General features: G+C 75.5%; 18 protein-coding genes. 11 read left to right on the top strand and 7 right to left on the bottom strand.

All coding sequences use genetic code 11. The features are described 5' to 3' along the window. The first annotated feature begins 28 nt into the window (after positions 1-28). Positions 29-2,083, top strand: a complete 2,055-nt coding sequence (locus ABFY03_RS35720) for a phosphocholine-specific phospholipase C (RefSeq protein ID WP_346171947.1) — start codon at positions 29-31, stop codon at positions 2,081-2,083. 27 nt (positions 2,084-2,110) lie between these two features. Here the strand turns inward: ABFY03_RS35720 and ABFY03_RS35715 are convergent, their stop codons facing one another. Next, on the bottom strand, positions 2,111-3,076 hold the full coding sequence (locus ABFY03_RS35715; RefSeq protein WP_346171946.1) for a helix-turn-helix domain-containing protein: 966 nt from the start codon (positions 3,074-3,076) through the stop codon (positions 2,111-2,113). Positions 3,077-3,194: 118 nt separating this feature from the next. On the opposite strand from ABFY03_RS35715, the gene ABFY03_RS35710 reads away from it, so the two are divergent. Then, positions 3,195-4,289: a saccharopine dehydrogenase family protein gene (locus ABFY03_RS35710; RefSeq protein WP_346171945.1), complete on the top strand. Its 1,095-nt coding sequence runs from the start codon at positions 3,195-3,197 to the stop codon at positions 4,287-4,289. On the opposite strand, the gene ABFY03_RS35705 is transcribed toward ABFY03_RS35710, so the two are convergent. The 4 genes from ABFY03_RS35705 to ABFY03_RS35690 all read right to left on the bottom strand — a co-directional run bounded on the left by ABFY03_RS35705 (position 4,259) and on the right by ABFY03_RS35690 (position 7,224). Next, positions 4,259-5,263 (bottom strand): HEAT repeat domain-containing protein, encoded by a 1,005-nt coding sequence (locus ABFY03_RS35705; protein ID WP_346171944.1) that lies wholly within the window; start codon positions 5,261-5,263, stop codon positions 4,259-4,261. The genes ABFY03_RS35710 and ABFY03_RS35705 overlap by 31 nt on opposite strands. Continuing rightward, positions 5,250-5,966, bottom strand: a complete 717-nt coding sequence (locus ABFY03_RS35700; protein WP_346171943.1) for a HEAT repeat domain-containing protein — start codon at positions 5,964-5,966, stop codon at positions 5,250-5,252. Before ABFY03_RS35700 ends, ABFY03_RS35705 begins: the two co-directional genes overlap by 14 nt. A gap of 49 nt (positions 5,967-6,015) precedes the next feature. Then, positions 6,016-6,594, bottom strand: coding sequence for an SMI1/KNR4 family protein (locus tag ABFY03_RS35695; protein WP_346171942.1), 579 nt, complete (start codon positions 6,592-6,594; stop codon positions 6,016-6,018). Between the two features lie 69 nt (positions 6,595-6,663). Next, the gene (locus ABFY03_RS35690; protein ID WP_346171941.1) at positions 6,664-7,224 is read right to left on the bottom strand and encodes a dihydrofolate reductase family protein; all 561 of its coding nucleotides are present in this window, start codon (positions 7,222-7,224) and stop codon (positions 6,664-6,666) included. Between the two features lie 213 nt (positions 7,225-7,437). Between ABFY03_RS35690 and ABFY03_RS35685 the strand changes: the two genes are divergently transcribed. The 7 genes from ABFY03_RS35685 (at position 7,438) to ABFY03_RS35655 (ending at position 14,276) form a co-directional block, all read left to right on the top strand. Beyond that, a complete protein-coding gene (locus tag ABFY03_RS35685; RefSeq protein WP_319007742.1) occupies positions 7,438-8,082 on the top strand; it encodes an SDR family NAD(P)-dependent oxidoreductase in 645 nt (214 codons plus the stop codon). Positions 8,083-8,169: 87 nt separating this feature from the next. Continuing rightward, positions 8,170-8,625, top strand: a complete 456-nt coding sequence (locus ABFY03_RS35680) for a DUF6301 family protein (protein ID WP_346171940.1) — start codon at positions 8,170-8,172, stop codon at positions 8,623-8,625. Continuing rightward, positions 8,622-9,089, top strand: coding sequence for a TY-Chap domain-containing protein (locus ABFY03_RS35675; RefSeq protein WP_346171939.1), 468 nt, complete (start codon positions 8,622-8,624; stop codon positions 9,087-9,089). The genes ABFY03_RS35680 and ABFY03_RS35675 overlap by 4 nt, the downstream gene beginning before the upstream one ends. Before the next feature lie 211 nt (positions 9,090-9,300). Then, entirely contained in the window at positions 9,301-11,973 is a 2,673-nt protein-coding gene (lanL, locus tag ABFY03_RS35670; RefSeq protein WP_346171938.1) for a class IV lanthionine synthetase LanL, read from the top strand. 43 nt (positions 11,974-12,016) lie between these two features. Then, on the top strand, positions 12,017-12,172 hold the full coding sequence (locus ABFY03_RS35665; protein ID WP_167352188.1) for a VenA family class IV lanthipeptide: 156 nt from the start codon (positions 12,017-12,019) through the stop codon (positions 12,170-12,172). A 185-nt stretch (positions 12,173-12,357) separates the two neighbouring features. Next, entirely contained in the window at positions 12,358-13,422 is a 1,065-nt protein-coding gene (locus ABFY03_RS35660) for an ABC transporter ATP-binding protein (protein WP_346171937.1), read from the top strand. After that, the gene (locus ABFY03_RS35655) at positions 13,419-14,276 is read left to right on the top strand and encodes an ABC transporter permease (RefSeq protein WP_319007747.1); all 858 of its coding nucleotides are present in this window, start codon (positions 13,419-13,421) and stop codon (positions 14,274-14,276) included. The genes ABFY03_RS35660 and ABFY03_RS35655 overlap by 4 nt, the downstream gene beginning before the upstream one ends. 104 nt (positions 14,277-14,380) lie before the next feature. Here ABFY03_RS35655 and ABFY03_RS35650 read toward each other — a convergent pair whose 3' ends face one another. Continuing rightward, complete coding sequence (locus ABFY03_RS35650; RefSeq protein ID WP_346171936.1) at positions 14,381-15,331, bottom strand: helix-turn-helix transcriptional regulator; 951 nt, start codon at positions 15,329-15,331, stop codon at positions 14,381-14,383. A 39-nt stretch (positions 15,332-15,370) separates the two neighbouring features. On the opposite strand from ABFY03_RS35650, the gene ABFY03_RS35645 reads away from it, so the two are divergent. Together ABFY03_RS35645 and ABFY03_RS35640 are read left to right on the top strand one after the other, a co-directional pair. Continuing rightward, on the top strand, positions 15,371-15,886 hold the full coding sequence (locus ABFY03_RS35645; RefSeq protein WP_319007749.1) for a hypothetical protein: 516 nt from the start codon (positions 15,371-15,373) through the stop codon (positions 15,884-15,886). After that, positions 15,883-16,416, top strand: coding sequence for a hypothetical protein (locus ABFY03_RS35640; protein WP_346171935.1), 534 nt, complete (start codon positions 15,883-15,885; stop codon positions 16,414-16,416). The genes ABFY03_RS35645 and ABFY03_RS35640 overlap by 4 nt, the downstream gene beginning before the upstream one ends. A 79-nt stretch (positions 16,417-16,495) precedes the next feature. On the opposite strand, the gene ABFY03_RS35635 is transcribed toward ABFY03_RS35640, so the two are convergent. Then, positions 16,496-17,341, bottom strand: coding sequence for an SDR family oxidoreductase (locus ABFY03_RS35635; protein WP_346171934.1), 846 nt, complete (start codon positions 17,339-17,341; stop codon positions 16,496-16,498). Between the last annotated feature and the right edge of the window lie 21 nt (positions 17,342-17,362).

Raw genomic sequence — 17,362 nt, 5'->3', positions numbered from 1 at the left:
CGTTCGACTCCCGGAGGACTACTCCCCCATGGCCGACCTCGATCGCCGCCGGTTCCTTCAGCTCGCCGGTGGCGCCGTCGCCTTCAGTGCGCTGTCCGAGTCCATCGCCCGCGCCGCCTCCATCCCCGCACAGGGGTCCACCGGCACGCTCCAGGACGTCGAGCACATCGTCGTCCTCATGCAGGAGAACCGTTCCTTCGACCACTACTTCGGGGCGATGAAGGGCGTCCGCGGCTTCGGCGACCCGCGTCCGGTCACGCTGCCGAGCGGGAAGTCCGTGTGGCACCAGGCCGACGGCTCGAAGGTGACGCTGCCCTTCCGGCCGGAGAGCGCGCAGCTCGGCATGGAGTTCCTCCAGGGGCTCAACCACGACTGGGCGGGTGGCCAGAAGGCGTTCAACCAGGGCCGCTACGACCAGTGGATACCCGCCAAGACCAAGGCGACGATGGCGTACCTGACCCGGGACGACATCCCCTTCCACTACGCGCTCGCCGACGCGTTCACGATCTGCGACGCCTACCACTGCTCGTTCATCGGCTCGACCGACCCGAACCGCTACTACCTGTGGTCGGGTCACACCGGCAACGACGGCACGGGCGGCGGCCCGGTCCTCAACAACGCCGAGGCCGGCTACGGCTGGAAGACGTACCCCGAGCGCCTGGAGGCGGCCGGGATCTCCTGGCGGGTCTACCAGGACATCGGCGACGGCCTGAACGCGGCCGGCTCGTGGGGCTGGATCAGCGACGCCTACCGAGGCAACTACGGCGACAACTCGCTGCTCTACTTCAACACCTACCGCAACGCCCAGCCGGGCGACCCCCTCTACGAGAAGGCCCGCACCGGCACGAACGCCAAGGCGGGCGAAGGCTTCTTCGACCGGATCCGCGCCGACGTGCAGGGCGGCCGGCTGCCGCAGGTCTCCTGGATCGCCGCGCCCGAGGCGTTCTCCGAGCACTCCAACTGGCCGTCCAACTACGGCGCCTGGTACATCGCGCAGGTCCTGGACGCGCTGACCTCGAACCCGGACGTGTGGGCCCGTACGGCGCTGTTCATCACCTACGACGAGAACGACGGCTTCTTCGACCACGTCGTCCCGCCGTACGTCCCCGCCTCGGCCGCGCAGGGCCTGTCGACGACCCCGACCGCGCTGGACCACTTCCCCGGGAAGACCGGGTACGTCGCCGGTCCGTACGGCCTCGGGCCCCGTGTCCCGATGATCGTCGTCTCCCCCTGGTCCACCGGCGGCTACACCTGCTCCGAGACCTTCGACCACACCTCGGTGATCCGCTTCATCGAGCGCCGCTTCGGCGTCCAGGAGCCGCAGATCTCGCCCTGGCGGCGGGCCGTCTGCGGCGACCTGACCTCGGCCTTCGACTTCACCCGCGCCCAGCCGCAGCCGGTCGCGCTGCCGCCGACGGCCGGCTACTACCCGCCGGACCGCGACCGCCACCCCGACTTCCCGGCCACCGCGCCGGCCGTCGGCTCGATGCCCCGCCAGGAGCCCGGCTCCAAGCCCACGCGCCCGCTGAAGTACGCCCCGTACGTGGACGGGAGCGCCGACACCACCGCCGGCACCTTCCGGCTCGCCTTCAGCGGCGGGCCGTCCGCCGGCGCCCAGTTCTACGTGACCTCGGCGAACCGCACGGACGCCCCCTGGACGTACACGGCGGCGGCCGGCACGTCGATCGCGGACACCTGGAACACCAAGTACTCCAAGGGCACCACCGACCTCACCGTGCACGGCCCGAACGGCTTCCTGCGCCGCTTCCGCTCCCCCGGCAAGACCGCCGTCCCCGAGGTCACCGCCCGCCACAACGCCGCCACCGGCGGCCTGGACCTCACCTTCACCAACGCCGGCCCGACGACGACGGTGACCCTCACCCACGCCTACGGGGGAGCCCCGCAGACGCTGACGGTGGCCCGGGGCGCGACCGTCACCCTCGCGGTGCCGCTGTCGGCGTCCGGCCGGTGGTACGACCTCACCGTCACGTCCGCCGCGCACGCCGACTACGTGCGCCGCCTGGCCGGACACGTGGAGACGGGCGCGGAGGGAGTGACGGACCCGGGGATCCTGACGTACTGACGCTCGTCCGCACGGGACGCGCCGGCGTCACGGCGCCACGGCGCCGGCGCGTCCCGTGCGGGTGCGGAAGGTGCGGCGGTAGCTGTCCGGCGGGACTCCCAGGGTCCGGTTGAAGTGCCTGCGCAGGGTCGTGGCGGTGCCCATGCCGGTGGCCGTGGCGATGGCGTCGACGCTGTCGTCGGTGCGCTCCAGGAGTTCCTGGGCGCGGCGGATCCGCTGGGCGAGCAGCCACTGCAGCGGGGTGGTGCCGGTGGCCGCGCGGAAGTGACGGGTCAGATGGCGTGAGCTCATCCCGGCCCGCCGGGCCAGGTCCTCCACGGTGAGCGGCCGGTCGAGGCGCTCGACGGCCCAGGGGAACAGGGCGGTGAGCGGGTGGCCGTCCTGCTCCGGCACCGGGGCCGTGACGAACTGGGCCTGCCCGCCGGACCGGTGCGGGGGGACGACGAGCCTGCGGGCGACGGTGTTGGCGATCGACGAGCCGTGGTCGAGGCGTACCAGGTGCAGACAGAGGTCGAGCGCCGCGGCCTTGCCGGCGGAGGTGAGGACGCTGCCGCCGTCCACGTAGAGGACGTCCGGGTCGACCTCCACCGCGGGGTGGCGGGCGGCCAGGACGTCGGTGTGGGCCCAGTGGGTGGTGGCGCGGCGGCCGTCGAGCAGCCCGGCGGCGGCGAGCACGAAGGCCCCGGTGCAGAGGGAGACGACGCGGGCGCCCGCCGCGTGGGCCGCGCGCACGGCGTCGACGAGCGCGGCGGGCGGGGCCGCGTCGACGTCGGCCCAGCCGGGGACGATCACGGTGTCGGCGTCCGGGAGCCGGTCGAGTCCGTGGTCGGGCTCCAGGCGGAACGGGCCGAAGGGGACGGGGCCGGGTCCGCAGACGGAGAGGTCGTACCAGGGGACGGTCACCGCGTCCGGCGCGGAGCCGAACACCTCGTGGGCGATGCCGAGTTCGAAGTGGAGCATCCCGTCGGTGACGGCCAGTGCGACTGAGGTCATGTCCGGAAGTGTACGGGGCACGTCGTTTCCGACACTCACCGTTGCGCGTTCAACTATTCCAGGATGGGTCGCACGGGCCGCAGTCGACCGGACGCGGCACAGGACGGGGAGTGACCTCATGGCGGCAGGACAGACGGTGACGGTGTACGGCGCGTACGGACACACGGGCCGGTTCGTGGTGGCGCACCTTCTGGAGCGCGGCTTCGTCCCGGTCCTGGCGGGGCGGGACGACCGGAAGCTGCGGGCACTGGCGGAGCGCCACCCGGGGCTCGACGTCCGCCCCGCGCCGGTCGGGGATCCGGCGGCGCTCGACCGGGCGCTGGCCGGCGCCGACGCCGTCGTGAACTGCGCCGGGCCGTTCGCCACGACGGCCGGCCCGGTGATCGAGGCGGCGCTGCGGGCCGGGATCCCGTACGTCGACGTGGCGGCCGAGATCGAGGCCAACGCCGACACCTTCGCCCGGTTCGCCGACCGCGCGCGGGCCGCGGGCACGGTGGTCCTGCCGGCGATGGCGTTCTACGGCGGCCTCGGCGACCTGCTGGCGACGGCCGCGATGGGCGACTGGACGGCGGCGGACGAGGCGCACGTCGCATACGGGCTGAGCGGCTGGGAGCCCACGGAGGGGACCCGGCTCGCCGGGAAGGTCTCGGCGGAGCGGCGCGGCGGCCGGCGGGTCCGCTTCACCGGCGGGCGCCTGGAGTACCACACGGACGAACTGCCCACCCTGAACTGGCCGTTCCCCGCCCCGATGGGACCGCGTCCGGTCGTCGGCGAGTTCACGATGGCCGATGTGGTCACCATCCCGAGCCATCTGTCCGTCCCCACCGTGACCACCTACATGTCGACCGAGGCGGCCGGCGGCGTCACGGGCGCGGACACGCCGGCCCCGACGGCGGTCGACGAGCGCGGCCGGTCCGCGCAGACCTTCCTCGTCGACGTCGTCGTGCGCTCCGGCGGCGCCGAACGGCGGGCGGTGGCCACCGGCCGCGACATCTACGCCGTGACGGCGCCGCTCGCCGTCGAGGCCGTGGACCGGATCCTCACCGGCCGGACCCGTACGACCGGCGTCGCCTCGGCCGGCGAGCTGTTCGACGCGGCCGGCTTCCTCCGCTCCCTCGCCGCCTCCGCCCACCTCACCTGGGAGACGAGCGAGACGCACCCGGCCGGCCGGGCGTCCACCGGTCAGGGGGTGTCGCGGAGCCCCCGGAGGTAGGCAGCGGTGAGGGCCACGGCGGGGTCCTCGTCCCCGGTCAGGTCGGTGAGGGCGCGGGACGCGACGGGGCCGGGGATGTCGGCGAGGGCCTGGGTGAGTCGGCCCCTGGCCGGGCGGCCGGTGGCGGCGTCGGCGAGGCGGTCGACGAGCCGGGCCGCGATCGCGTCCGCCGCGCCGTCGTCGGCGGCGAGGGCGCCGAGCGCGTCGGCCGCGTCGATGTCGTTCCTGCCGTCCACGACCATCTCCACCAGCTCCGGGATCGCGGCCGGCTCCCCGCGGCCGCCGAGCGCGAGGGCCGCCTGGCCGCGGACCACCGGGTCGGCGTGGCCGAGGCCGTCGCGGAGCCGGGCGGCGGCCTCCTCGCCGGGGAGCGCGGCGAGGGTCCGCACGGCCCGTTCGCGCACCGCCGCCGACGGGGAGCCGAGGGCCCGGGCCAGCGGGGCGGTCGAGCCGCCGCCGGAGCGGGCCAGCGCCCAGCGCAGAGCGCCCGCGACATTGGGCTCCGACTCGCTGAGCGCCGCCTCGACCAGCGCCTCCACCGGTACGGGGACCTCGTCGCCCGAGGAGAGCGCGGCGCGCTGCCGGGCGTCCTTGCTGCCGGAACCCAGGGCCTGGAGGAGCGCGACGACCCGGAGGGCGTCGTCCCAGCTGGCGGGGCCGGTGGCGGCGATCCGGCGGAGGCGCGTGAGCAGTTCGGTCTCGGCGGCGACGCGGGCCCGGGTCTGTTCGATCAGGTCGCCGACCAGCTGCCCCGGGGTGAAACCGGGATCGTCGAGCGCCCGGCCGATCTCGCGCAGCGACAGACCCAGCGAGCGGAGGCTCTCGATGTGGAAGATCCGCCGGATGTCCTCGTCGCCGTACTCCCGGTAGCCCGAGCCGGTGCGGCCCGCGGGCCGCACCAGGCCCAGCGACTCGTAGTGCCGTAGCATGCGGGCGCTGACGCCGGAGCGGCGCGCCACCTCACCGATCAACACGCCTCGCCGTCCCTCCCGTCGACCCGCCCCAGTCTCCCTCCCCCGGCGCCCCGTCGAGCGCCACGACGCGCTTCGCCTCCTCGATCGCGTACCCGAACCCGGTCTCCGGGTCGCGCAGGATCCGCTCGGTGGCGAGCGCGTGCGCGCGGACGGCCGGGTCGGGGGCCGTCGCGGCGGCACCGAGGAACGGCTGGATCACGTCGCCGAGCTCGACCAGCGCGCGGCTGAGGCTGAGCTGGGTGTCCCGGCCGCCGCGCCCGAGCTGCGAGGCCAGCACCTCGGCCAGGGCGGGCTCCTCGCCGTCCGGCACGAGCAGGACCGCCGTCCGCCACGCGGCGCGCGCCACCTCGTCGTCGGCGTCGGTGAGGTGCCCGCGCGTGATCGCCGGCCAGGCCCGCGGGTCCCCGAGCTTGGAGAGCGTGTGCAGCGCCTGGCTGCGCGCCTGCGCCCGCTCCGAGCCGAGCTCGCGGAGCGTCCTCGGGAGCGTCAGCTCGACGGGGTGCCGGGTCAGCGCCCAGGTCAGCATGTCGCGGACGAAGAACTCGGGCTCGACCGCGCACCGCTCGACCAGCGCGTCCACGAACCGGGGGTCCGGGTTCGTGCCGACCGCCAGCGCGGCCCGCAGCCGCGCCGACGGCCGCGCGTCCTCCAGCCCCCGGAGAGCCCGCCGTACGACGTCGGTGTCCTGCGGTGTCATGGTCATCGGGACCACCTCCTCGCCCCGCAGTCAAAGGCTTGCCACCGTGTCAAGGTCAAGCGGGGCCCTCACGACCCGCCGGCTGCTCCGCGATCCGGGCGGCGGCCTCCTCCCACGGCACCGGCCCGCCGAGCGGGAGGTCGTCCTCGTCGGCGTCCTCCCGGTACCACCCCGTCCCCGCGAGCCAGGTCTCCAGCCAGGCGGCCAGGCTGCCGGCGTCGAGGAACCAGGCCGCGGCGCCGTCGTCGTCCACGGCGTTCGGCTCGTAGAGGAGCACCGCGCCCTCCTCGGTACGGGTGTCGACGGCCGCGTACATGCCGCAACCCCAGTCGAGGACCGGCAGCACCCCCTCGGGCCAGTACGGGATCGCGTCCCGGGCCGAGCTCCGCCGCTCGGACGCGTACGTGCTCAGCACGGTCGGCCCCTCCCCCGTCAGGGGAAGGAATCCGCCCGGCGGCCCGAACCCGCCGTCGGCCACGTCCTGGTACAGCTTCGCCAGCAGCGGCGGCAGCCGGAAGCCGAGCAGCCGCTCCGCCTCGGCGATGTCCTCAGGGCTCATGCCCGGCGGCAACGGCCCCGAGTCGCCCTCCGCCCTGGCCGCCACCCGCGACACGAGGTCCGTCACATCGGTCATGCTCCCGATCCTGCCAGGGCCCTCCGACAACGCCGGTCCGTCCGCCGGCCACCCCCGGCCGACCCGCCGTCAGGCGCCGACGGTGTGGCGGAGGAGGACCGCCCGACCGTCGAAGGTGCGGGTCTCGGCCAGCGCGAGCGGGGTGCGGGAGGCGGCCGGGAGGAAGGCCGGGCGGCCGCCGCCGAGGAGGACGGGGTGGACGACGACCTGGTACTCGTCGATGACGCCGTGCTCGGTGAGGTGGGCGGCGAGTTCGGAGCCGCCGAAGAGGACGAGGTCGTGCCCGGCGTCCTTCAGGGCGGTGAGGTCGGCGGCGACGTTCTCGGACACGATCCGCGTGTGGTGGTCCGCCGTGCGCAGGGTGCGGGAGACGACCACCTTGGGGGCCTTGCGCCAGACCGGGGCGAAGGCCAGGTCGTGCGGGTCCTGCGAGTACCGCTCGGCGTGCGGCCAGAAGCCGGACATCAGGTCCCAGACCTTGCGTCCGTACAGGAAGACCGTGCCTTCCGGGGTGAGTTCCCGCGCGTGGGCCGACAGCTCGGGGCCCATCGCCGGCCAGTCGAACTCCCCGTTCGGGCCCTCGATGAAGCCGTCGAGGGACTGGTGCACGAAGTGGATGAGCTTGCCCATGATGTCGACCGTTCCTTCGGTGTCCGACGGTGCCCCTGTGGCGCCGTCACCCCTGGGTCGGAGCCGCCGGGCGGCTTCTCTACACCGGCTCGGAGATTTTCCTGAGTTTCTTCCCGGGCCGGTCACCGCGGGTGCCGGCGGCGGTCCGGGAAGATCCGTCGGACGGAGGAGGTTGGCCCTTCTGTCGTTGCACGGCGAGACGGAGGAGTGGTCATGGCGGGAGCGCTGGTCATCGGGGCGGGGCCGGGGATCGGGCAGGCGGTGGCCCGGCGGTTCGCGCGGGAGGGGCTGCCGGTCGCGCTGGTCGCGCGGACGAAGGAGACGGTGACGGCGGGCGCCGAGTCCCTCGCCTCCCTGGGGGTACGGGCGCTGCCCCTCACCGCCGACGTCACCGACGAGACGCGGCTCCGTGCCGCCCTCGACACGGCCGTCGCCGAACTCGGCGCGCCGGACGCGGTGGTCTACAACGCCGCCGTGATCCGGCCCGACGCCGTCGGCGAACTCCCGCTCCGCGCCCACCTGGACACCTACGCGGTCAACGTCCTCGGCGCCCTCACCACCGCCGCGCACCTGCTGCCCGGCATGGCGGCGCGCGGTCGCGGAACCTTCGTCGTCACCGGCGGGATGCCCGAGATGAAGCCGCCGTACGTGAGCCTGTCGCTCGGCAAGGCCGGGGTGCGGGCGCTGGTGGAACTGCTCGACACGGAGTACGGACCGTCCGGGGTGCACGTCGCCACGGTCACCGTGGGCGGCGCCGTCGCGCCCGGGACGGCGTACGACCCCGACGACATCGCCGACCACTACTGGCGGCTCCACACCCAGCCCCGCGGAGCGTGGGAGCGCGAGGTGCTCCACTGACCGTGCGAGGATCCTCCCTCAGTGGCGTACGGAAGCACCGCGAGGAGGGTCGGGGCCGGCATCCGTGAGGGCCGGTTCCGGAGGCGTATGACAGAGGGACGGTGGCGGGCCCTGGGCGACGCCGAGGTCGTGCGAGTGGCGGAGGCGCTGCGGGCCCTGGCATGGGTGCCGGCCGGGGACGAGGTGCCGCGGCGGGGGCTGTTCCGGCGCCGGCTGCTGGTGGTGCGGGCCGAGGGCGAGGTCCTCGGGGCCGGGCTCGGGGCGGGCGGCGCCGAACTGCGCGGCCGGTACGGCACGGTCGAGAGCGTGGGACTGCGGGTGGCCGAGACCGGCGACTGGGCGGCGGGCATGGACGTGTTCGCGCGGATGACCGGCGCCCTGTCGGGGCCGCTCGGCACCCCGACCGGGCGCAGGCCCGGCGCGGACGCCGACGTCCGGTGGGAGGAGCGGGACACGGCCCTCGTCCTGAGCCGGGTGTCCGGCGCGGTCCGGCTGACGCTGGCCTCCCGGGCCTGGCTGGCCGCGACGGAGGAGGGCCGATGACCGGCTGGGACGGCTTCCAGGAACGGCTGGCCGAGCAGTTGGCCGCCCTGCCCGCGGGGGCGGTCGTCGTCCTCTCCGAGACCGGCACCGCCCTGCCGCCGAAGACCGCGAAGGGCTCCCGGTACGCCCAGTTCCGCCAGGACCCCGAGGCGCTGTCCGCGGAACTCTCCGGTGACCGTCACCTCGAAGGAGCCGCGCGGGCCGGCGAGGAGGGCGCCCGGCTGCTCGTCGCGGCGGGCTGGCGCGCGCCGGACGCCGCCGACCGTGTCGGCAACTGGTACGCCGCGCTCCCCTGGCCGTCCCCGGCCGCCGACTACCGCCGGCTGGCCTCGATGGTGGTGACCGGCCTGCACACGGTCTTCCGCATCCCCGCACCCTCCTCCCTCGCGTACACCGCCTGGGACGCGGAGGACGGCAACAGGCCTCTGGAGCTGCCCCTGTTGGGCCTGGTCCGCGAGGACTGATCCCCCCGTTCTCCCCGGCTTCCCGGCCGCGTACGGCCGTTGCCGCCCCTGAGTGAGCGGCCGTGCGCCCTTCTGCGCCAGGCGCGCCTCACGGTGGGACGCCGTCGGCGCGCGCTCGCTGTATCCGGTGAACCCCGGGGTGGGCGTGTGGGGTCGGCACGTGCACCGGGCACGTTCCCGTCAGCGGTTCTCGCCGTTGAGAGGGATGGGCATGACGAGCCACGCCACCGAAGCCGTACTGGAAGACCTCCTCCATCGAGCGCTGCACGCCACGGGTACGGGCGGGCGCTGGACGACCGAGTCGGACGACATGTGGTGCCGGGTGGCACCCCGCTCCGGGGAACAGCGCCCGCAGGGGTGGAAGCTGCACGTGTCGGCGACGGCCGGCTCCGCGCCGGCGGTCCTCGCGCGGTGCCTGGAGGTGCTGCTGCGCGACGAGTCGGGGTTCAAGTTCGCCCGCTCCCTGGAGCGGGTGAGCGCGCTCAACTCCCGCGCCACGCCCCGGGGCAGCTCCGGGAAGTTCCTCACCGTCTATCCGCGGTCGGACGCCGACGCGGCCCGGCTCGCCGCCGCGCTGCACCGGGCGACGGCGGGCCTGGCCGGGCCCCGGATCCTGTCCGACCAGCAGTACGCCGCGAACAGCCTCGTGCACTACCGGTACGGCGCCTTCGTCGGCCGGCGCCGGCTCTCCGACGACGGACTGCTCGTCTGGTACGTCGAGGACCCCGACGGGAACCCGGTGGAGGACCGGCGGACCGGCCGGTACACGCCGCCGGAGTGGGCCGTCAGCCCGTTCCCCGCCCCGGCCGCCGCGCCGCGCCCCGCGGAGGCGGAGAGCCGCCCGCTGGTGCTCGGCGGCCGGTTCGCGGTGCGGGAGGCGATCCGGCACACCAACAAGGGCGGTGTCTACCGGGGCAGCGACGTGCGCTCGGGCGCGCCGGTGGTCATCAAGGAGACCCGGCCGCACGTGGAGGCGGACGCCTCCGGATCCGACGTGCGCGACTGGCTGCGCGCCGAGGCCCGGGCGCTGGAGAAGCTCAGGGGCACGGGCCTCGCGCCCGAGCCGCTCGCGCTGTTCGAGCACGGCGGGCACCTGTTCCTGGCCCAGGAGGAGGTGCCGGGCGTCCCGCTGCGCACCTGGGTCGCCGAGCACTTCCGCGACGTCGGCGGCGAGCGGTACCGGGCCGCCGCGGTCGCGCAGGCCGGGCGCCTGATCGAGCTGGTGGCGGCGGCGCACTCCCACGGGTGCGTGCTGCGGGACCTCACGCCGGGCAACGTGATGGTCCGCCCGGACGGCGAACTCCGCCTCATCGATCTGGAGCTCGCCGTCGTGGCGGAGGACGCGCCGCTCCCGACGCGGGTGGGCACGCCCGGTTTCAGCGCCCCCGAACGGCTGATGGACGCGCCGGTCTCCCCGACGGCCGACGCCTACAGCCTCGGCGCCACCGTGTGCTTCGTCCTGACCGGCAAGGTGCCGAACCTGCTGGACGAGGAGCCGGCGGACCGGCCCGCGGAGGAGCGGCTCGCCGCCTGGCTGACCGCCTGCGCCGACACCGCACGACTCCCCGACGGCATGCGGGAGTTGATCCTCGGCCTCATGCGGGACGACCCGGCGGCGCGCTGGGACCCGGCCCGGGCCCGCGCGGCCCTGGCGGCGACCCGCCCGGCACCGCCCGCCACCACGGGGACCGTCACCACGCCGCCCGCACGGCCCGACGACACGGTCGGGGCCGCCGTGGCCGGGATCGTGGCGCACCTCGTCGACACCATGACGCCCGGCGACGACCGGCGGCTCTGGCCCGTCTCCACACGGGCCGGGGAGACCGACCCCTGCACCGTGCAGCAGGGCGCGGCCGGCGTCCTGGCGGTGCTGACGCGGTACTTCGAGCTGACCGGCGATCCGCGGCTGCCGGCGCCGCTGGCCGCCGCCGGGCGCTGGATCGCCGACCGCACCGATCCCGGCTCCGCCCGCCCCGGACTGCACTTCGGCGCCCGGGGCACCGCCTGGGCGCTGTACGAGGCCGGGCGCGTCCTCGGCGACCGGAAACTGACCGACCACGCGCTGGCCCTGGCCCTGGCGCCGCAGCAGCCGACGCCGAGCCACGACATCACGCACGGCACGGCGGGCGGCGGTCTCGCCGCCGCCCACCTGTGGCGGCGCACCGGCGACCCGCGCCTGGCCGCCCTCGTCGCCGACGCGGCCGACCGGCTGGCCGCCGCCGCGGACCGCGCCGGGCCGGGGGCGAGCTGGCCGGTCCCGGCGGAGGCCGTCGCGGAGGAGGCGGGCAAGCGGTACCTCGGCTTCGCGCACGGCACGTCCGGCATCGGCTGCTTCCTCCTCGCCGCCGCGTCCGTCACGGGCCGCCCGGACCACCGCGAGCTGGCCGTGGCGGCCGGCGAGCACCTGGTGGCGCACGCCGTCGACGTGGGAGGCGCGGCCCAGTGGCCGGCGCAGGCCGGGGACGTCCCCACGGCCCCGTACTGGTGCCACGGCTCGGCCGGCATCGGCTCGTTCCTGGTGCGGCTGTGGCGGGCGACCGGCGACGACCGGTTCGGCGACCTCGCCCGCCGGTCGGCGCCCGCCGTCGTGGAGCGGGCCTCCCGCGCCGCGCTCACCCAGTGCCACGGCCTGGCCGGCAACGGCGACCTGCTCCTCGACCTGGCCGAGGCGACCGGCGACCCCGCCCACCGGGCGAGTGCCGAGACCCTGGCCCGCCTCCTCGTCTCCGAAGGGTCCCGCCGCGGAGCCCACGTCGTCTTCCCCAACGAGTACGGGGACGTCTCGACGGGCTGGAGCGACGGGTCCGCCGGAATCCTGGCGTTCCTCATCCGGGTCCGCCACCCCACAGAGCCCCGGCACTGGATGGTCCAGCAGCCGGTCTGAGCGGCAGAAAGCCTGCCGCCGCCTCACAGAGAAGGAGAATGCCATGGAGAACCAGGACCTCGAACTGCTCGCCCGCCTGCACGCCCTTCCGGAGACCGACCCGGTCGGCGTCGACGGAGCGCCCTTCGCGGCGACGTGCGAGTGCGTCGGCCTGCTCACGCTCCTCAACACCGTCTGTATCGGTGTGAGCTGCGCGTAGCCCGTACCGCCCCACTCCGGTCGGCGGCTGTCCCGGGGCAGCCGCCGGCCGGGGTGGGGCCCCGCACCGCCCGCCGGGCGGTGCGGACGGCCGGGTGCGCCGCGGAGGCCGCCGTCACCGTCGGCGCTTCCCGGCGCGTCCGGCCGTCCACCGACGGCGCCCCCCCCTGGACGAGGACCGCACCCATGCAGCTGCACGCCCGTGACCACGAGCCCGCCCGCACCGGCGTCCCCGACACCGTCGCCGACCCGGTCGGGACCGCGCCCGCCGAGACCGTGCCCGCCGCGATCAGCACCCGTGGGCTCGTCAAGAGCTACCGCGGCCCGGACGGCTCCCCCACCCACGCGGTGTGCGGCCTGGACCTGGACGTGCGCCGGGGCGAGACCTTCGCCTTCCTCGGCCCCAACGGCGCCGGCAAGTCCACCACCATCGCCCTGCTGTGCGCCCTCGCCCGCCCCACCTCGGGCCGCGCCGTCGTGGCGGGCGCCGACGTCCTCACCGAGCCCGAGCGGGTACGCCGCCGGGTCGGCCTGCTGTTCCAGCACAGCGCCCTCGACCCGGACCTGACGGCCGAGCAGAACCTCCGCGTCCACGCCCGCCTGTACGGGCTCCGCCGCGCCGACGTCCGGCGGCGTACGGCCGAGGTGCTGGAGCTGGCCGGTCTGACCGACCGGCGGCGCTCCCCCGTCCGCACCCTGTCGGGCGGCATGCGGCGGCGCCTGGAGATCGCCCGGCAGCTGCTGCACGAGCCCGGCGTGCTGTTCCTGGACGAGCCGACGACCGGGCTCGACCCGCATGCCCGCGCCCTGGTCTGGGAGCACCTGCGGGCGCTGCGCGACCGGCACGGCAGCACGCTCTTCGTCACCACCCACTATCTGGACGAGGCGGAGCACTGCGACCGTCTCGCGATCATCGACGGGGGCCGGCTGGTGGCCCGGGGGACGCCGTCGGAGGTGAAGGCGGCGATCGGGGACGACCGGGTGGTGCTGCGCACGAGCGACGACGCGGCGGCCCGCCGGGTCGCCCTGCTGCTGGTCCCGCCGGACCGGACCGTCCACGTGGACGCGGACGGGGTCTGGCTGCGGGTGCCGGACGGGAGCGCCTGGATCCCGCGCCTGTGCGCGGCGCTGGAGGTCCACGGCATCGCCGTGCACGCCGCGTCGGCGACCCCGCCCACCCTCGACGACGTCTTCTTCCACCACACCGGCCGCAGCATGGCCGTCGCGGACGGGGCGGGAGGCACCCGATGACGGCGCTCACCCTGCCGGGCGGCGGCGAGGCCGTCCCGGTCCGTCCGTCGCGGCTCCGGCGCGAACTGCGCGCGGTGCACGCCCTGGTCCACCGCGATCTGCTGCGGCTCGCCCGGCAGCGCGTCCCCACCGCGCTGATGCTGCTCCACCCGGTGCTGTACCTGTTCATCCTGGGCGGGGGGCTCGCCGCGCTGATCCCGGCGGGGACGCTCGGGGTGGGCTACCGGACGTACCTCTTCCCCGGCATGCTGATGATGACCGTGCAGACACCGGCCATCATGGTCGGCATCCGGCTGATCACCGACCGTCAGAGCGGCTATCTCCGCGAGCTCCTGATGGCTCCCGTCGGCCGCACCACCCTGCTGCTCGGCAGCTGCGCCGGCGGCACCCTGGTGGCGACGGTCCAGGGCGCGGTCCTCCTCGGTCTGGCCGGCGCGGTCGGCCTGCCGTACGACCCGGTGCTGCTGGCGCTGCTGCTCGGCGGCATGGTCCTCGCCTCGTTCACCCTCACCGCGCTGTCGCTGGCTCTGGCGGTGGGCCTGCGCAGCCCGGAGACCTTCCACACGCTGCTCGGCCTGGTGATGATGCCGCTGCTCTTCCTCTCCGGCGGCTTCTTCCCCCTCGCGTCCCTGCCCGGCTGGGTGCAGTCCCTGACCGCCGCGAACCCGCTCGCGTACGCCGTGGACCTGCTGCGCCGCTCGATCGCCCTCCGCGTCCCCGGCCAGGCGCCCGGCACCGCCGTCGTCGAGTGGGCCGGCCGACAGCCGCCTCTCCTCCTGGAGGCGGGCCTCCTCCTGACGGCGGGAGCGCTGGCCCTCCTGTGGGCGGCCCGCCGCTTCGGCCGCCCGGAGTAGCCGCGCGCGGGCAGGTCGGTCGCACCGCCTCAGTCGTACCGCTCCGCCTCAGTCGTACCGCTCCGTCTCAGACGCACCACTCCGTCTCAAGCGAACCGCTCGTCTCAGGCGTACCGCTCCGCGAGCGTCCGGACCGTGGCCGCGACGCGGTCGCGCAGTTCCCGGGGGGCGAGGACCTCCACCTCGGCGCCGAGGGCGAGGAGGGTGGCGTGGGCGTGGTCGGGGGTCTCCACGGGGAGGGTGGCGCGGGTCCAGCCGTCGGGTTCGGGGACGCCGGTCTCGGCGACGGCGCGGGCGGCCGCGCCGGTCAGGCGGGCCACTCCCTCCGGGGAGATCCGGACGACGGCCTCGCCCTGGTGGAGGCGGGCGTGGAAGTCCCGCTGGCTCTCCCGCCAGTGCGCGGCCAGGTCGAAGCCGGGCGGGGCGGCCGCCTCCTCGTCGGTGACGGTGAGGGAGATGATCTGGTCGACCCGGTACGTACGCGGGCCGGGCCCGGCGACCAGGTACCAGCGGCCGGCCTTCAGCACCAGGCCGTACGGTGCGAGCCGGCGGTCCACCTCGGTGGGCTCCTTCCAGCGCCGGTAGCGGACGGCGAGCACCCGTCCGGCGCGCACGGCCTCGGCGACCTGGGGCAGGAACGGGGCCTCGGTGGACTCGGCGTACCAGCCGGGCGCGTCGATGTGGAAGCGGGTGCGCAGCCGGTCGACGTGCTCGCGCAGCGGGGCGGGCAGGGCGGCGCGCAGCTTCAGCTGGGCGTCGGCGAAGTGGCCGCCGAGCCCGAGTTCGTCGGCGGCGACGGGCAGTCCGGCGAGGACGAGCGCCTCGGCCTCGCGCGCGTACAGGCCGGTGAGCCGCGAGCGGTGGCCGGCGAGCAGCTGGTAGCCGCCCCGGTGCCCGGCGTCCCCGTACAGCGGCACCCCGGCGGCGTGCAGCGACTCGACGTCCCGGTAGACGGTGCGGACGGAGACCTCCAGCTCCCCGGCGAGTTCGGCGGCGGTCATCCGCCCGCGGGTCTCCAGGAGCAGCAGGATCGACAGAAGACGGCTGGACTTCACTGACACACGGTGTCAGTGAAGGGCTCGTACGGTCCAGTCATGGCTTTCACGGAGAAGTACCTCACCGTGCCGGAGCCCGTCGAGATCGGCGGCCGGCACATCAAGCGCTACCACGTCACGTCCGACCCGGCGGGCATCGAGCCGGAGGTGGAGAAGGCGGCGTACGCCCTCCTCCCCGACCTGCTCCCGGAGCCGGACGGCACGCCGGCCGCGGCCTTCGCCGTCCTGCACCGGGGCTCCGACACGGGCGCGTACCTCAACGTCTACAGCTGGGCGTGGGACAACGTGCTCCACTTCGCGGGCGCCGCGGCCGGCCAGTCCGCGCTCGGCTGCCCGGACTCCGACCCCACCCACTTCGTCCCGGTCACGGGCACCGCCCGCGACCGGTCCTGGATCGGCTGCGTCTGGGAGCTGGCCCCGCTCGGCCACGAACGCGCCGCGTGGATCCGGCACGTGCTCGCCCCGGACACCCCCGACCTGCCGGGCTACCTCGCGGACTCGCTGCGCACCGGCACGACGGCGACGACCGCCGCGGACGGGGGGCAGGCCGCGTGAACAGCCCCGGTTTCGACTTCCTCGTCGGCGAGTGGACCGTCCGCAACCGCGCCCTCACCGACTTCCTCGACCCGTCCTCCGGCTGGGAGGAGTTCGACGGCCACACCTCCGGCCGCCTCTTCTGGGACGGCCGCGCCCACGCCGACGAGATCGTCTTCCCGTCGAAGGGCTTCCGCGGCCTGACCCTGCGTCTGTACGAGCCGGACACCGGCGAGTGGACGCTCAACTGGTCGAGCACCCGCGACGGCCGCCTGCTGCCGCCGGTCCGGGGCCGTTTCGCGGCGGACGGCACGGGCGAGTTCCACGGCGACGACCACTACGGCGACACGCCGGTCCGGGTGCGGTTCCGCTGGTCGGGGATCACGGCGGAGACGGCCCGCTGGGAGCAGGCGTTCGCCCTCGCCGGGACGGAGGAGTGGGTGGTGAACTGGGTGATGGACTTCCGGCGCGCGGGGGCGGCCGTCGCGTGGCGGGCCGGGTCGGAGGCGGCCGACGCGGGCGCGACCGACGCGCCGGTACACGTCGGCTAGCCGGTCCGCGCCGGCCGGCCGGGACGGACGCGGTGCTTCCGCCTCCGTCCGCCGGCCACCCCCCTCGTTCGGTTCCCGGTCAGCGGAAGGCCGGCAGGTTGCGCGCCACCCACGCACCGAAGGGGGCGGCGGGGCGGCCGAGGACCGCCTCCACGTCGGGGCTGACCTTCTGCTCCTCCGGGAGCGGGACGCCCAGCACGTCCAGGGTGCCGGTGACGACGTCCTCCGGCATGAACGTCGAGAGATGGGCGTGGGCCTCGGCCCGGGACAGTTCCACGAACGCGACCTCCTCTCCCAGCGCCTCCGCGAGGACCTCGGTCTGCCGGCGCGGGCTGATCGCCTCGGGACCGGTCAGCTCGTACGTACGGCCCGCGTGCCCGTCCTCGCGCAGCGCGGCCGCCGCGACCGCGGCGATGTCCGCCGGGTCGACGACCGGGAGGGCCACGTCGGCGAACGGCGCGAGGACCGTGCGCCGGGTGCGGACCGTCTCGGCCCAGGCGAACGCGTTGGAGGCGAAGCCGCCGGGGCGCAGGACGGTGACGTCCCGCCCGGTGGCGCGGACGGCGGCCTCGAAGGCACGCAGCCGGGCGTGCGAGGCGGCCTTCGGGCGGGTGGCGCTGACCTGCGACGAGACGAGGACGATCCGTTCGACACCGGAGTCCCTCACGCCGTCGAGGAGGACGGCCGGGTCCTCGCCGTGGCTGTTGAGCTCGCCGCCCACGAGGAGGAAGAGGGCGCGGGCCCCGTCGAGGCCGGACCGCAGTCCGGCCGCCGTGCCCATGTCGGCCTGGACCCACCGGACTCCGGCGGCGGGCTCCCCGGGCCGCGCCTGCCGCGAGACGGCCACGACCTCCTCCCCCGCGTCGGTCAGCAGCTCCACCAGCGTCCTGCCGATGTTGCCGGTCGCACCCGTGACGGTGATCATCTCGTACCCCCGGAAGGTAAG

The sequence above is a fragment of the Streptomyces roseofulvus genome, from assembly GCF_039534915.1.
GTDB lineage: Bacteria > Actinomycetota > Actinomycetes > Streptomycetales > Streptomycetaceae > Streptomyces > Streptomyces roseofulvus.
Note: the sequence above shows the minus strand (reverse complement) of the source record. Positions and strands in the feature narration are given on the sequence as shown.